This window comes from Arsenicibacter sp. R0_47, from assembly GCF_057652235.1.
In genome coordinates this window covers 593786-608958 of the sequence record NZ_JBYFCJ010000003.1, presented here as the reverse complement: position 1 = coordinate 608958, position 15173 = coordinate 593786, and the positions used below count along the sequence as shown (strand labels likewise).

General features: G+C 51.6%; 11 protein-coding genes. 4 read left to right on the top strand and 7 right to left on the bottom strand.

Going from position 1 to position 15173, the window contains the following annotated elements:
* Nucleotides 1-80 precede the first annotated feature (80 nt).
* Nucleotides 81-1577 carry a BamA/TamA family outer membrane protein gene (locus AC23NW_RS08655; protein WP_487448882.1) on the bottom strand — a complete coding sequence of 499 codons (1497 nt, stop codon included), beginning with the start codon at nt 1575-1577 and terminating at the stop codon, nt 81-83.
* Nucleotides 1578-1792: 215 nt separating this feature from the next.
* Here AC23NW_RS08655 and AC23NW_RS08650 point away from each other — a divergent pair, with 215 nt between their 5' ends.
* Entirely contained in the window at nt 1793-3097 is a 1305-nt protein-coding gene (locus AC23NW_RS08650; RefSeq protein ID WP_487448880.1) for an MFS transporter, read from the top strand.
* Between the two features lie 5 nt (nt 3098-3102).
* Nucleotides 3103-4023, top strand: coding sequence for a carbohydrate kinase family protein (locus tag AC23NW_RS08645; RefSeq protein ID WP_487448879.1), 921 nt, complete (start codon nt 3103-3105; stop codon nt 4021-4023).
* Between the two features lie 99 nt (nt 4024-4122).
* On the opposite strand, the gene AC23NW_RS08640 is transcribed toward AC23NW_RS08645, so the two are convergent.
* The 6 genes from AC23NW_RS08640 to AC23NW_RS08615 form a co-directional block, all read right to left on the bottom strand.
* Nucleotides 4123-6570 carry a DUF7149 domain-containing protein gene (locus tag AC23NW_RS08640; protein ID WP_487448878.1) on the bottom strand — a complete coding sequence of 816 codons (2448 nt, stop codon included), beginning with the start codon at nt 6568-6570 and terminating at the stop codon, nt 4123-4125.
* A 125-nt stretch (nt 6571-6695) separates the two neighbouring features.
* Entirely contained in the window at nt 6696-7235 is a 540-nt protein-coding gene (gene atpH, locus AC23NW_RS08635) for an ATP synthase F1 subunit delta (RefSeq protein WP_487448877.1), read from the bottom strand.
* A 64-nt stretch (nt 7236-7299) separates the two neighbouring features.
* A complete protein-coding gene (locus tag AC23NW_RS08630; RefSeq protein ID WP_293835572.1) occupies nt 7300-7794 on the bottom strand; it encodes a F0F1 ATP synthase subunit B in 495 nt (164 codons plus the stop codon).
* 212 nt (nt 7795-8006) lie between these two features.
* The gene (gene atpE, locus AC23NW_RS08625) at nt 8007-8255 is read right to left on the bottom strand and encodes an ATP synthase F0 subunit C (protein ID WP_293835573.1); all 249 of its coding nucleotides are present in this window, start codon (nt 8253-8255) and stop codon (nt 8007-8009) included.
* 89 nt (nt 8256-8344) lie between these two features.
* Nucleotides 8345-9451 carry a F0F1 ATP synthase subunit A gene (gene atpB / locus AC23NW_RS08620; protein ID WP_293835576.1) on the bottom strand — a complete coding sequence of 369 codons (1107 nt, stop codon included), beginning with the start codon at nt 9449-9451 and terminating at the stop codon, nt 8345-8347.
* 464 nt (nt 9452-9915) lie between these two features.
* Nucleotides 9916-10173: an AtpZ/AtpI family protein gene (locus AC23NW_RS08615; protein ID WP_487448876.1), complete on the bottom strand. Its 258-nt coding sequence runs from the start codon at nt 10171-10173 to the stop codon at nt 9916-9918.
* 169 nt (nt 10174-10342) lie between these two features.
* Here AC23NW_RS08615 and porW point away from each other — a divergent pair, with 169 nt between their 5' ends.
* Both porW and AC23NW_RS08605 read left to right on the top strand, forming a co-directional pair.
* Complete coding sequence (gene porW, locus AC23NW_RS08610; RefSeq protein WP_487448875.1) at nt 10343-12610, top strand: type IX secretion system periplasmic lipoprotein PorW/SprE; 2268 nt, start codon at nt 10343-10345, stop codon at nt 12608-12610.
* 85 nt (nt 12611-12695) lie between these two features.
* Nucleotides 12696-15041: a penicillin-binding protein 1A gene (locus AC23NW_RS08605; protein ID WP_293835582.1), complete on the top strand. Its 2346-nt coding sequence runs from the start codon at nt 12696-12698 to the stop codon at nt 15039-15041.
* The last annotated feature ends 132 nt before the right edge of the window (nt 15042-15173 follow it).

Below are 15173 nucleotides of genomic sequence, written 5' to 3'. Positions count from 1 at the left end.
CCGTCAACACACCTCCACAAAAATCGGATGACTGGCCCGCCTCAGGCCGGATTGGCAGCCGGGCAAGGATGAATGGTAAGTTACAGCGAGCGCGTCACATTGAAGAAAATACCGGTCTGCCCCTGCCGGTTAATGGAGTAGCTAAACCGGCCGACAACGTTGTAAAACGTTACGACATCCAGGCCAAGACCCGTGCTGTACAGCAATTTATTAGCCAGCCGGCTCTCATACTGCGCTGCCACGTTGCTGTGAATGTAGCCCAGATCGCCGAACAGGGTCAGGTAGGCGGCCAGTGGCAGGGTATTAAACTGGCGCACAGGTACCCAGGATAACTGTTTCCGGACGTTAAACAGCTGGTAGCGCATGCTGTTCCGCATGAGCCCCATATTCTGGCCGTCGATCACGTACAGTTCATAGCCCCGCATAACGTTCGGGCCAATCCCGATTCCGCGTAAAGCACTGTACGGCTGGCGTTTGCCAAGCGTCAGCTGCCCCTGTAAGCCAACGCCGTAATAGAGCGGGCCTTTCACCGGTAAAAAACGACTGTAGTCGGCGTTCAGGCTGGTTACGCCCCATCTGGCTCCCGAAAATAATCCGGCCTGCCCGATGGATACCTGAAACACCTTACCCCGCAAGGGATAGGCCACATTATCGCGCTTATCATAGCGATAGGTATAACTCAATGACAGGTAGCGCTGGTGGTTATTGCCGTCGAGATAATAGCCCGGATTCAGATGGGCTACCGTATCCGCAATCCAGTTACGGACATAGCGGACTTCAAAGCCATTATAGTTATAAAAACTGTTGCGGTAAGTCAGTGTAAACCCAGCGTTAAATCGCTCCCGTAAGGTGCGTTCAGAACGCATATAAACCCATTTATCGGCCTGGGTGCGGTAGGCGACATCTTTATTGGTAGCATAGGAAAAATCAAAACGCATCCCCGTCCGCTGTGCCCTGTCCAGATACGGAAGCTGATACGTTACGGCCGCCCGCCGCGTAAATCCCGATTCAAGAGCGATATTCAGCCGGTCGCCGTTGCCGGTCAGGTTGCGGTGGCTCAGATACCCGCCATACACGGTCCGGCGCAGATCCCGCCCCCGTTCATACCACCACTCATTAAAATTCCGGTCGGCAATATCAAAGACCGGAAAGGCAAAAAGATACCAGCGTTCTTTCAAAACAACATCGACATCGACCGGCTGGATGGCGCCAGGCGGTATGACGGGTTTGTACTCAAAATCGGGATTGGTCACGCAGGCGTCCACGTCAGCCGTGACAAAGAGATTGGTGTTGTTGATGTTGCGCTGGCTCCAGGTGAGTTTTTCGGCCAGCTGGCTTACGCGCAGGGTATCGCCCACCTGTACGGCCATTTCCCGCATAACAATACGGGTACGTGTCCGGAAATTACCCGTAATCCTGACCGACCGGATTACGATGAGGGAGTCGTTGAGCGGAGCCGCACTGCGGCTATCCTGTACTGTTACCGAAACCGGTTCTGTTTCCTTTACACGTACGGTATCCGTCAGCCCCCCAAACCCCAACTTCCCACAAATGAATAGCGCAGTAAATAAAAGCATTCCACAAGTTACGTTTGCTTACAGTATTTATCAAAAATAAGCTTTTCTTTAAATTTTAGCGTACTTTTTCTTTAAATCCTGCAATCGGGTTCGTATACTTGTTCTGTATTCTCCTACCTAACAATCCGTAAAGTTGTCAGCTTAGCTGTTTGAACTGCTTTGCACCGTAAATGATGAAAAACAAACCCAGACTAACATTTTGGCAAATCTGGAACATGAGTTTCGGATTCCTTGGGATTCAGTATGGCTTTGGCTTACAACAGGCCAATATGAGTCCTATTTTCCGTTACCTCAATGCCGATGAAGCCGCCATTCCGGCCCTTTGGCTGGCCGGTCCGATAACGGGCCTGCTGGTGCAGCCGGTTATCGGTGCCCTCAGTGACCGAACCTGGTCACCACGCTGGGGCCGCCGGAAGCCGTTCTTCCTTATTGGTGCCCTTATTACCAGCTTCGCTCTCTTCCTGATGCCCAATTCGACCGGGCTCTGGATGGCTGCCAGCCTCATGTGGATCTTAGACTCCGGCTTAAATGTGGCCATGGAACCCTTCCGTGCCTTTATCGGCGACAAGCTCAATGTAGAGCAGCGTACGATTGGTTTTGCGATGCAGAGCTTTTTTGTTGGTTTCGGACAGACACTTGCCAATCAGATGCACCGTATCCTGCCGCTTTTCGGCCTGACTATGGCTGCTACGAGTAGCAATCCGATTCCTGATATTACCCGGTGGTCTTTTTACATCGGTGGTGTCGCGGTAATACTGGCCGTTTTATGGACTGTCTATACGACACAGGAAGCCCCGCCGGAAGATATGGCAGCCTTTGAACGGGAAAAACGTGAGGGCGGCGGCATCAGTAAAGCCTTTACCGAAGTTTTTCATGCCTTACGGGAAATGCCTGCTACCATGAAACAACTGTGGTGGGTCAAATTTTTTACCTGGTATGGGTTACCGCTCATGTGGCAATATCTTTCACTGGCCATTGCCCGGCACGCTTTTAATGCACCAACCCCGCAATCGCCGGGATTCGAGAAAGGAATTGAAGTCGGAAATGACTGCTTCGCCCTTTTTAACGTTGGCTGCTTCGGTATTTCCTTTTTCCTGCCTGCCATTGCTAACCGCATCGGTCGCCGTGGGACCCATGCGCTTTTTTTAACGCTGGGAGGCCTCGGCTTTTTATCCATGCTCTTTAACAGCGACGAGAACGGTTTCCGTATCGGTATGACGCTGGTTGGCTTAGCCTGGGGCTCTATTCTGTCAATGCCTTATGTTATGCTATCGACATCCGTTCCGGCTGACCGCATGGGCGTATACATGGGGCTTTTCAACGGTTTTATCGTCGTGCCTCAAATTGTAAACATGATAACCGTTGGCTTTCTCTACAACAATCTATTAGGCAGCGACCCGTTAAATGCGCTCATTCTCTGCGGTGTATGTTTATTTTTGGCGGCGGGAGCCTGTTTCCTGGTAAAAGAAGACAGTAAAAGCGAAAAAGCGGCGTTCCCCATCGGAGCAGGCGGCCACTGACAGTAATGGAAAACAGAACGTATCAACTGATTGCGGTTGGTGAGCTACTGGTCGATCTGATTGGCCACGAGGTCGCCAACAGCCTTTTTGACACGCGGGATTATCACCGGTATCAGGGTGGAAGCCCCGCAAACATGGCGGCAAACATGGCACGCCTCGGTAATAAAACGGCGCTTGTTGCCTGCGTTGGTAATGACAACCTGGGCACTTACCTTACCCAACGCGTCGGTGAAGCCGGTGTGGATACACAGTTTATTGCCCGGGACGCAGAAGCCCCCAGCAGCATCGTTATCGTTTCACGGACAAAAGGCACCCCCGATTTCATTGCCTACCGGGAAGCAGACCGGATGATCCGGCCGGAATATATTCCGGACTCGCTGCTGGCTCAGGCGTCTTTTTTTCACACAACCTGTTTTGCGCTCAGCCGGCAACCCGCTCAGGATGCGATTGTCGATGCGGCGCAGCGGGCCTGCAAGGCCGGTTGCCAGGTAAGTATTGATGCCAACTATGCCCCGACCATCTGGCCGGACCGCGAAGGTGCGAAGCGGATCCTGAAAAGCTACTGCTCTGCCAATGCACTGGTCAAGCTGAGTGAAGACGATGCCGCACGGCTTTACGGGGCTCCGCAAACACCGGAGCGTATTATCGGCGATTTCCACGAGATGGGCGCTTCACTTGTTTGTCTGACCCTCGGCGGCGACGGCAGCTGGGTGTCGTATGATTATGGAAAAGAAAAGGTCCGGATTCAGGCCAAACCGATCAACGTCGTTGACGCGACCGGAGCCGGGGATGCTTACTGGGCCGGCTTTCTGACTGCCTGGATCGGCGGCCGGACACCGGAGCAGTGCGCACACGCAGCAGCGTGGGTTGCCGAACAAAAGCTCACGCGGAACGGGCCTCTGCCTGCCGGCTTACAGCTTCCCTAACTCCGGATATACCAACGGGTCAGCCGGCAGTATTGCTCTGCCAGCTGACCCGTTTATGTTCAGCCCCCTTCATTGCGCTTCACTGGGCAGTACGGCTATCTATTTCTGTATCCGGATTACCGTTACGGTTTCTTCAGCCTTAGTTTCCGGTTGCCACACGGTTTGTCCGGCCAGCCAGGTTTGCAGCTTTTTTGTACCGCTTTTTCTCTCCCATCCGCTTGGCATTATCAGCCAGGCAGCCTGTTCTTCTTCCAGTAATTGCCCGCTTAACCACAGGTAATAGACAAATGCAGGTGCTTGCGCGGCATATACCGCCTTATACTGCGTTTTAAAGGCATTTAACCAGCTTTCCGGAATAGCAGGCGGCGTTGCAGGCGGCTGCGAGATAATCGCATTAAAGCCGGTAAACCCGCCGTTTTCATCAAACCGGGTTGGCCACCGGATGCGCCATTCAAATCCATCCTGATCATCAGGCCGACGTTGCTCGAGGCGCTGTGTAAGGCGCGTGATGTCAAGCCGCAGCTTTTCCTGATCAGCCTGCTGCGACGGCGTGAGTTGTTCCGGAAAGAGCAGGTTTCCGGCATACCGCTGCGTATAAACTGCCTGCAAACGGGTTAACCGGTCAACCAACGGCCTGTCTGCAAGCACAGTCTGTGCCTGTAAATGTTGGCGGAATACACCGAGTTGCTGATCAATCTGCCGGCCGGAAGCAGCCGTTTCCCGATCATAATAACTCTGTACCTGCTGCTTCAGACGGCTCAGCCGGTCTGTCAGTTCTTCTTCGCCGTAAAGCAGCGGCAGTTGTATGTTCAGTTGGTATAAGAGTCCGTTACCGCTTTGCAGCTGCCACATTAATCCCGGAAAAACCGGCCAGGCAGTACCCTTCTTTTTATCTGCCACCGCATAGAGATCGGTCAGCAATTCCAGCGACAGCCGGGTCAGGGCAATCATCCGTTGGTGCTTATCCGGTACGACGCCGAATAAAACGGATGTCAATAAAGCCTTTTTTGCATCAAACAACGCCTTCCGGATGCGTTGCGGTTCGGTGTTCCGGCTCACAGGCCCGGTAATCCGGTAATAGACCGGCTCTCCATCCAGCGTTGCCAGTTGCACCTGACCGTTTACAACAGCCAGTGTGTAGTGATGCATTGACTGTCCTTGTCCGTCTGTAAGTAACCCTGATCTGTGCTGCAACTGAACGAGTTCCTGGAGCGCTAGTTGCAGAATCCGTCCCGAACCGGCATATACATCGCAGATGGCAACGCTCCGGAAGATAGCCAGCGCTTCGTCGACCGGCACCGATGCCAGCTTTTCGGCCAGCTGCTCCAACGAGGTATCCCCGAGACCCGATAGGGCAGATAACCGCCCCTGAACCGCCTCCTGAACCGCGTTACGGGTTATTTCTCGGACAACGTTCATCGGAGCAACGGTTTCTCCTGTCAACCACGCGAACAACGCATCAACACCCGCTGCTGTACAAACAAACCGTCCTTCCGGAATCACCACCGGAGGGCCCGCCGTTATGATTTCGCAGTCCGCTAACATATGCGACAGCCTGACAACCGGAGATGCCGGTTTCGCCGCAGCTTCATCTGGCGGCACAGTATCAGGCGGAGCCGACCATTCTGTGGTTTCCACGCTCAGTAAGGCCGGATGTGTGTTCTTCCAGATGCTCAGGATTGCTGCAACGTCATCATTCGTCTGTACCTCACCGATGCCTGTAGGTACCTGCCCGCCGATAGCCGCTATTTTGCACTCCAATGCCCGTAGAAAGAACAAACGGCAGAACCATACCGGAAAGGCGTCCGGCATATCCTGACGGATTGGGGCCAGTCGTTCCAGCAGTTCCGGATCAGCTTCATCGACTGCATTATGGGATGCAGACAGGTTACTAAACAGTAAAAAGGCGTTAATCCATTCGGTACTTTGTTGTTCCGGCTGTGATACCAGCTCGCGCAGATTCAGATAAGTAACTGGAATATCCGCCTGGATTTCACGTATTGTTCTGGCTAACTCGGCATAAATTACCGTTTCGGTTTTTCCCTGCTGCTTAAGCTGAAAAATGCGCCTTAACCTTGGATGGTCGATAAAATACGTCCGGATGTCCGGAGCATCAAACCAAAACCATGAAAAGCTGTCGGTTACTACCAGGCACTCCGGCAGGTTACCATAGGTATCGTAGTGCTCAAAGCAGGATAGGATAAGGGTATGCAGTGCCTTTACATTCGGTTTGAGCGGGGTCATCATTTCGGCGCCATAAGCACGCTTCACAACCAGCAGCATCCGGCTGCTGCCTCCGTCCTCAGCATCCGTTAACCGCAATGCTCCGCCGGCATCGGTTTCCGGATGCCATTCCGGTTCAGCCCGCAACTCCTGCACAAAGGCTGTGATAATCCGCCGCTGAAACTCTTCGGTTTCGTCTTCGCTGGTCCGCGACACAAGTTTCCGGGCTGCTTCCTGAAATAAAGCAAATGCGGCGGCGCCGGCATACGTCCGTCCTTCGGTACGGAAAAGGTGCTGTGCCGGTTTACGAAGTGAAAGCCTCATGCCGTAAAATTACATCGAAGCGGTGAAGTTCTAAGCAGTTTACACCCTGATAAACAGCAAACGCCCGACAATTGCCGGGCGTCTGAATTAACGATAAATCGTTGGTATTGTTTTCCTGCCTGTGATTAGTTCAGAAACTCAAGTTTCAGTTCATTGAGCTGGCTGCGCAGTGATGCATCCAGCTGCTCATCACCAATCCGGAGTACGTATCCCCCGATCAGGTTCGGATTTGTCAGTTCTTCCAGTTCTACCCCTTTGGCACCTGTTGATTTTGTCACGAGTGCTTTAAAAGCAGCACGGAGTTCGTCAGTAAGCGGTACCGTTGTGGTTACTGTGGCCCGTTTGATGCCTTTCGACTCATCATACAGATCGATGAACGCGGCAGCAATAGCGTCAAGGATAGACTCACGGTTTTTGCGGGCGACGATACCGAAAAAGGCCATTGACAGTGGATTAATCCGCTCTCCGAAGATTGCCTTAACCACCTGGTTTTTCTTCTCACTGCGCACAATCGGGTTCTTCAGCACCAGCGCCAGCTGGCGGTTCTCTGCCAACGTACGCTTGAAGAACAACATATCGTTCTGAATGTCCTCTGTCAGGCTTTTTTCCTGTGCCAGATCGAACAACGATTTGGCATACCGGAATGCTACTGTAGATACAGCCATATCTTCGGGAGCAACGTGCCGGGCATGGTTAAGGGCGATTCCTTACTCCTGACCGGCCCTTTGCTTAGTTAAGTCTTGCGTTTGCTACTAAGTCCTGAACAAGTTTCTCCTGAGCCGTTTTGTCGGCAAGTTCTTTACGCAGAACTTTTTCAGCGATATCAAGTGAAAGCGTAACTACTTCTTTTTTCACCTGAGCAACCAATGCCTGACGCTCGTTGGCCATGGCTTCACGAGCCTGATCCAGCACACGCTGGCCTTCGGCAGCGGCCTTGTCACGGGCTTCAGCAATCATTTTATCAGCGGTTTCCTTAGCACCACGCAGCATCGCTTCACGCTCAGCACGGGCTTCTGCCAGTAATTTCTGATTGTCTGACTGCAGCTGAGCCATTTCCTTACGTGTTTTCTCCGCAAGGTCAATTGCGCTCTGGATGCTTTCTTCCCGCTCTTTCAAGCCACTTGTGATGGGTTTCCAGGCAAAGCGGGACAGGATAAAGAAGATGGCGAGGAATACAACTACCTGCCAGAAAAGTAACCCAATATCCGGGGTAAGTAAATCCATTGTATTTTACGAATTACGATTTACGTATGAATGACACAGATTTACGATTTTCAGCATTTACGAGGTAAATAAAGACCCGCTCGCAAACCGTAAGGCGTAAATCTTGAAATGCCTGTTCACTGGCTAATCCATATGAACAGGCAATTTCGGATTTTTTTGACGCTTGCGCCGACACCTAATGTAATCAGCACGTCAGTACCGGTTTGTCTGGATTATGCCAGAGCAACCAGCAGACAGATAACGGCAGCAAACAGGGCCACGGCCTCGATCAGGGCCGCGATGATCAGCATAGCTGTCTGGATACGACCGGCAGCTTCCGGCTGGCGGGCGATACCTTCCATCGCACTACCACCGATTTTACCGATACCCAAACCTGCACCAATAGCAGCTAAACCAGCGCCGATAGCAGCACCTGTAACCGAAATACTACCTGTAGCTTCCAACAGGATAGAGAGCAACATAGCTAACATGCTCGAATTGAATTTATATATAGTTGAACAAAAAAACTCGTACTGAAACTAACGTGCTGATGACCGTCAGGTCAGGCAGCTCAGTGACCGTGATCAGCTTCGTGATGTTCTTCGATCGCACTGCCGATATACATCGACGACAGCAGCGTAAAGATGAACGCCTGCAGGAAGGCAACCACCAGCTCAATCAGGTTCATGAAGATCGTAAAGATAGCCACCAGCGGACTGATGCCTGAGGCAATCCCTGAACCGCCCAGGTTCTTCGCGATGAAGATCAGCCCTAATAAGCTCAGGATAATGATGTGACCGGCTGTAATGTTGGCAAATAACCGGACCATCAGTGAGAACGGCTTCATGAACACACCGACAATCTCCACCGGAACCATGACCGGCAACAGTGCCAGCGGTACTCCGGTTGGTTTCACAAGGTGCATCCAGTAGTGCTTGTTACCACTGAAGTTTACGATCAGGAATGTAATCACTGCCAGGGTCATGGTAACGGCAATGTTACCCGTCAGGTTGGCAGCACCCGGTAACAGACCCAGGAGGTTATTGACCAGGATAAAGAAAAACAGGGTCAGCAGATAAGGCAGGTAACGCTCATACTTAGGACCGATGTTCGGCTTAACCACTTCATCGCGGATGAACAGGATAATCGGCTCAAGGAATGACTGCAGACCTTTAGGGGCTTTGCCACGGTTCTGCTGATAGCCTTTCGATACCGATGAGAAAATCACCAGCAGCAATACAGCGCTCAGGAGCAGGGACGCTACGTTCTTCGTAATGGAAAAATCATAAACGTGTGCTTCGTGATCTTCGGCACCGGCAGCATTCACGCGGTGAATTTTGCCATGTACTAACTTATAGTCATTGTAGATGGCGTCGTGGTCGAGTTTTGATGACGAGAACACTTCTACGCCACGGTCTTTGCTATACAGAATTACCGGCAAAGGCAGCTTCAGACCATGCGCAAACTCCCATCCGTGGTCATCACGAATGTGGTGCATAATCATATCACCCACATTGAAACCTTCCTTCTTAGTTTCGGCGCCGTGGGCGCTTCCTTCGTGGTGTTCTTGATGTGTGGCTTCTCCCTCATGCTCGTGTTCCTGAGCGTAAGAAGAAACAAACGGACTGATTATCAGAGCTGAAACCAGTAAAACTTTATGAAGCAGCGAACGAATCATGATGCAATCGAAAGCGGTTTTACAAATCGCGTCGCAAGTTACGATTAAGACCGTACATTTCAAAGCTGGTGTAAAATATATATAGTACAAGAAAGTTTAAAATGAAGGTCTTGCGGTCGTCGAGGCCCCGATACAGAAAAAAACCAATGAACCCGACACTTAAGATCAGCCGGGCAATAATGAATGCCATATAAAACCCGATAAACCGTTCGGGTTTACCCTGATTTCCAAGATCAACTAACCGGTGCATGAGAAAGGACAGGCTCACATAAAAGAGCAGCATCACTTTCCAGAGCGGATGTATATACTGATTACCGAAAAAGTACTCAGCTATAAAAAATACAAATGCGATGATGGCTGAAAAGATAATTGAACGGAGCATTATGGTAGTAAAAATGAATATCCGGCAAGAAACACAGGACAATTCTGACACAAACTATACTTTATCTGGTATCAGTTGTACCTTATTGTTTGGGAAGTTGCTTAATAAACAGATACAATGAAGCACCGATTGAGGTAAGCGACAGAATCACCGTCCAGGCCGGAAACTTATTGCCCAGCCATTCATCGATCTTCATGCCGCCCCACACGCCCAGGCCAATCGTGCCTAACATCTGAAATGCAATGCTGCTGTACTGCGCATAGGATGAGGTTTTGCGGCTGGCATCGTCCAGTTTTTTCCGCACCTCCTCCTGATCCGGTTTTTGTTCTTTATTTTCCATGATACAGGCTATCTGGCTGGCCGTTCGGCCTTTATTTTGTTATTTTGGGTTTACATTAAATACGGCAAACCCATTCTGGTACGTTTTATGAATGGTGCTTTTCCAACACGTGTACACCCGACCTGCCACACAACTTGTAAAGGTCGTGTTTTTTATGTTATGTTCCCGGATGCAACGTCTCTATACTAACTACGTTTCTATCTACTTCGTTACGCTGACTGCGTTTATCGGTCTGGTTCTGGGGTCTGCCGGCTGTTCGCAATACAGCGACCGCTCCATGAGCAAGGGTTATCACAACCTGACCGCCCATTATAATGCGTACTTCATTGCCAAAGTAAAAATGGACGAAGTGGAAAAACTTCGTTTTGAAAACCGTAAGGAAAACTACAACCAGCTTCTCCCGATTCTGCTACCGGTCGATTCTCTGGAAGCGCAGCCGATGCAGGCCCAGCTCGATGACGTTATCAAAAAAGCCTCCATGGTTGCCGAACGCCACCAGAACAGTAAGTGGCTGGATAATGCCTATAACCTGATCGGTAAAGTACGTCTTTACCGCGAAGATTACCCGAACGCAGTTGAAGTTTTTAAATACGTTAATACAAAAGGCACCAACGCGGACGATAAGCATGAGGCACTTATTCTGCTCATGCAGACCTATACCGAAACGGGCGATTTTCCGAATGCGCTGAATGTTGCCGAATTCCTGCGTACACAACCGCTGAATGCGGCCAATACCAAAGCGTTCTACCTGACGAAAGCCAACCTGCACCAGCGCAAAGGCGAGTATGCCGTTGCCGCTGCGATTCTGGATGCTACCTTTCCTTCACTCAAAAAGGGCGAAGCTACCGCACGGCTCCATCTGGCTGCCGGGCAACTGTATGATCTGGCCAACCAGCCGGCCAAAGCAGCTGACCACTATCAGGCTGTACTGAAAAACCGCCCTTTGTACGATCAGGCATTCTATGCAAACATGCTCTTGCTGCAAAGTACAGACCCGCGGCAGGCAGCCAAAGCCAATAGTACGTTTGAGCGCATGCTCCGCGACCGCAAGAACGAAGACCTGAAGGACAAGATTTATTATACGATGGGCCTGCTCGAAGCCCGCAAGGGACAATACGACCGCGCACTTGCCCTCTACCGGATTTCGATTCAGGAAACGACCACCAATACGGCACAGATTCCGTATACTTACCTGGAAATGGGTAAGCTATACTTTGAGAAAAAGCAGCAGTTTGAGGCCGCACGGGCTTACTATGACAGCGCCCTGGCCCTGCTGCCACAGCAGTCACCGGATTTTGCAGCCGTTCAGGGCCGTAAAAAAACGCTGGATGACTTTGTTAAGCACCTGACCATTGTCCGGACCGAAGACAGCCTCCAGCACCTGACAACACTCAGCCCCGATGCGCTTGAGAAAGTACTGAGCGCAGCCGTGGCCCGCAAAGCGAAGGAAGACGAGGCAAAGGCTGAACTGGCCCGTAAAGTGATTGAGAAAGCAACCGGCCAGCCAACCAACGCCGGTATGAGCATGCCGGGGGCCACAAACTCGAATCTCGCGCCGGATCAGCGCTGGATACTGTATAACCCGAACCGGATGGCGCAGGGAAAACAGGAGTTTATGCAGCGCTGGGGAAACCGGCCGCTCGAAGATAACTGGCGCCGCCAGACCAAAGATGCACCGAACGTTACAGCGGCAACGACCGTAGCAGCACCGGCAAACAGCACGGCATCTGCCCCTGCCACCGGTGACGCCAATGCGCCGGGCCTGCCGACCGAACTCGCCAGCAGCTTTAACAGCGGACAGCCGTCGCCGAAGGCGCGGCGGGATGCCATGTATGCGTCCATTCCGTTTTCGGCCGAAGCCCGGAACCAGTCCAATCAGCGGCTGGACGAATCGCTCTATCAGCTTGGCAAGATTTACAAATTCCAACTGAATCAGCCGAAAGATGCCGTCAAAACATTTGAGAGCCACGCCGGCCGTTTCCCGGGCAGCCAGCATCGCCCCGAAGTGTATTACCTGCTCTATCTGACGAATGAGCAGCTGGGCATCCAGACCGACTGGCGCGATAAACTACTGCGCGAATTCCCGAATACGTCGTATGCCCGGCTCGCCAACCGGACCAACCGCTCGGAGCAGCCTACGACAGGAACGGAAGCCGTAGCGGCAAAAACCTACACGGACATTTATAATTTATACCGGTCCGGCAACCATACAGAAGCCCTTGCGCGCTCCGAAAATGCATTGACCAGCTTTGCCGGTACACAGATTGAAGATAAGCTTGCCTTGCTGCGTACCATCCTGACCGGTCACGTTCATGGCGCCGAAAAATACCGGCAGGCCATTACCGATTTCATCCGGGATTACCCGTCGAGCCCGCTGTTGCCATACGTAAAAGAGCTTCAGACCACAGCCGACCAGGCAACGGCTAAACGTAAATAAGTATCCGCACAGAAATGTGGCAGCTTATTGTTTTTTTGGCTTTCTTGCCACTTTCTGATGTCGAAGTTTAATGTAACAGTCATCAATGATTGAACTCGCTCCCGGTCCCTACCGTAAGTTGATCCGACGCTTATGGCGAGGCACCCTCATAGGCCTCGGCATGCTGATTTTGTATATTCTGGCAGTCAGTTTTAACTTTCTGTGGTTGTTCGGCGGAATGCCGAATCTGAAAACGCTGGAAAACCCGCAAAGTGAAATTGCCTCGGCCCTCTATTCAGAAGACGGTGTCTTACTGGGTAAATACTATACCGAAAACCGTACACTGGTCGAAATCACTCAGGTTTCGCCCAATGTGATTATGGCATTGCTGTCTACGGAAGACGCCCGCTTTACCAAGCATTCCGGCATTGACCCGCGATCTATTTTCCGGGCTGCGCTGGGTTTTATCCCGTTTTCCGGCAGTAAAGGCGGCGGCAGTACGCTTACCCAGCAAACGGCCAAAAACCTGTTTGAAACCCGCGGGGAAAAATACCGTGGTCTGCTCGGCCATATTCCGCTGGTCCGGACGGTTATTGAAAAGACCAAAGAGTGGATTCTGTCCGTACAGCTCGAACGCAACTATACCAAGCAGGAGATCATGATGATGTACCTGAACACGGTTTCGTTCGGTAACAATACCTATGGCATCAAGACTGCCGCTAAAACCTACTTCAATAAGGAGCCCTGGAACCTGAACGTACAGGAAGCGGCGCTGCTGGTCGGTATGCTGCAGAATCCTTCGCTCTGGAATCCGCGGACCCACGAAGAACGTGCCCTGCAACGGCGTAATGTCGTGTTGTCGCAGATGAAGAAATACGGGTTTCTGAACGACGAACAGTTTGTCAGTTACCGGGAAAAACCGATTCAGCTGGATTTCAATATTGAAAACCAGAATACCGGTATGGCTCCCTATTTCCGGTCCGTACTGAAACAGGAGTTACAGAAATGGATCGATGATTATAATGAAGCGAACGACACAGAGCTTGATCTGTATACGAGCGGTCTCCAGATCATCACCACGATTGATTCGCGCATGCAGACCTATGCCGAAGCGGCTGTTATGGAAAATATGCGTGACCAGCAAACCAAGTTTTACGAACACTGGCGCGGACGGAACCCATGGGTTGAGCGAGATGCGAAGACCGGAAAATTCCGGGAGATTCCGGGATTTATCGAATCCGTAGCCAAACGGACGGGGCGCTACCGGCAGCTTAAAGAACAGTATCCCGACGATGAAGATGCGATCTGGAAAGAAATGCGGCAACCGGTCAAAATGAAGGTCTTTACCTATGCCGGCAAACGCCACGAGAAGGACACTACCCTCAGCTCCCTAGACTCGATCCGATATTACAAACGTATGCTGAATACGGGTTTCATGGCTATGGACCCGCGCGACGGCCACGTTAAGGCATGGGTTGGTGGGATCAACTTTAAGTACATGAAATTCGACCACGTCCGGCAGGGACGGCGGCAGCCGGGTTCGACATTTAAACCATTCGTTTATCTGGCGGCTCTCGATAATAACTACATGACGCCCTGCGACCACCTAGTTGATCAGCCGACGACCTTCGCTCCTTACGAACTAGGCAACGGGCCTAAGTCGTGGACACCTAAAAACTCAAACGGCAAATACAGCTATCGCTCGCTGTCGCTGCGTGAGGCCATCGGTCAGTCGATTAATACTGTCAGCGCACAGCTGATTAAGAAAGCGACCCCGGAAACCGTCGTAAACTACGCGAAACGGCTGGGTGTTTCCAGTGACCTGCTGGCGAATCCAACCCTTTGTCTGGGCACCAGCGATGTGTCGGTATACGAGATGGTAGCCTCTTACTGTACGTTTGCCAATGGCGGGTATCGTGTAAAGCCGATGCTTATCTGGAAAATTCTGGATAAGGACGGCAATGAACTGGCCAAGTTCAATCCGGAAGCCAAACAGGAAATCAGCGCCGACCGCGCCTATGACATGTTGTATCTGATGCGCGGCGCCGTTGAAGAAGCGGGTGGTACGGCAGCACGGCTACGGAGTCAGTATAAGCTGAGTGAAGGCGGTAACGAGATTGCCGCTAAAACCGGTACGACCTCTAATTATTCCGATGCGTGGTTTATGGGCATGACCCAGCACCTTGTAGCCGGTCTGTGGGTAGGCGGCGATGACCGGAGTATCCACTTCCGGAACATTGAGCTCGGTCAGGGCGGTCGTCAGGCTATGCCGGCATGGGGTTTATTCATGCAGCGGGTATACAAGGACCCGACGCTGCGGAAGTATAAGCCGGAACCCTTCCGGAAGCCCGACAAGTACAAAATCGACTGTGGAGGCTACTACATTGACTCAACACAGCGGTACGTGCCCCCGAAAGTACTTAATTCCGAAGACGAAGATATCTTACAGTAACTTTTTCCGTCCATTTCTGGTTTTTCAGGAAGGAGAAGACTCGCTTACAACCCCGGCAGATCGCCTGTTTATAATGCATAAACAACGATCCCTGCCGGGGTTGTAAATGAATGAATAATGGACAATGAATAA

Excerpts from the sequence above, each read along its gene's own strand:
- porW (WP_487448875.1), top strand. The coding sequence starts at position 10,343 with ATGCAACGTCTCTATACTAACTACGTTTCTATCTACTTCGTTACGCTG.
- atpH (WP_487448877.1), bottom strand. The coding sequence starts at position 7,235 with ATGGCTGTATCTACAGTAGCATTCCGGTATGCCAAATCGTTGTTCGAT.
- AC23NW_RS08640 (WP_487448878.1), bottom strand. The coding sequence starts at position 6,570 with ATGAGGCTTTCACTTCGTAAACCGGCACAGCACCTTTTCCGTACCGAA.
- AC23NW_RS08645 (WP_487448879.1), top strand. The coding sequence starts at position 3,103 with ATGGAAAACAGAACGTATCAACTGATTGCGGTTGGTGAGCTACTGGTC.
- AC23NW_RS08630 (WP_293835572.1), bottom strand. The coding sequence starts at position 7,794 with ATGGATTTACTTACCCCGGATATTGGGTTACTTTTCTGGCAGGTAGTT.
- AC23NW_RS08605 (WP_293835582.1), top strand. The coding sequence starts at position 12,696 with ATGATTGAACTCGCTCCCGGTCCCTACCGTAAGTTGATCCGACGCTTA.
- AC23NW_RS08650 (WP_487448880.1), top strand. The coding sequence starts at position 1,793 with ATGAGTTTCGGATTCCTTGGGATTCAGTATGGCTTTGGCTTACAACAG.
- atpB (WP_293835576.1), bottom strand. The coding sequence starts at position 9,451 with ATGATTCGTTCGCTGCTTCATAAAGTTTTACTGGTTTCAGCTCTGATA.
- AC23NW_RS08615 (WP_487448876.1), bottom strand. The coding sequence starts at position 10,173 with ATGGAAAATAAAGAACAAAAACCGGATCAGGAGGAGGTGCGGAAAAAA.
- atpE (WP_293835573.1), bottom strand. The coding sequence starts at position 8,255 with ATGTTGCTCTCTATCCTGTTGGAAGCTACAGGTAGTATTTCGGTTACA.
- AC23NW_RS08655 (WP_487448882.1), bottom strand. The coding sequence starts at position 1,577 with ATGCTTTTATTTACTGCGCTATTCATTTGTGGGAAGTTGGGGTTTGGG.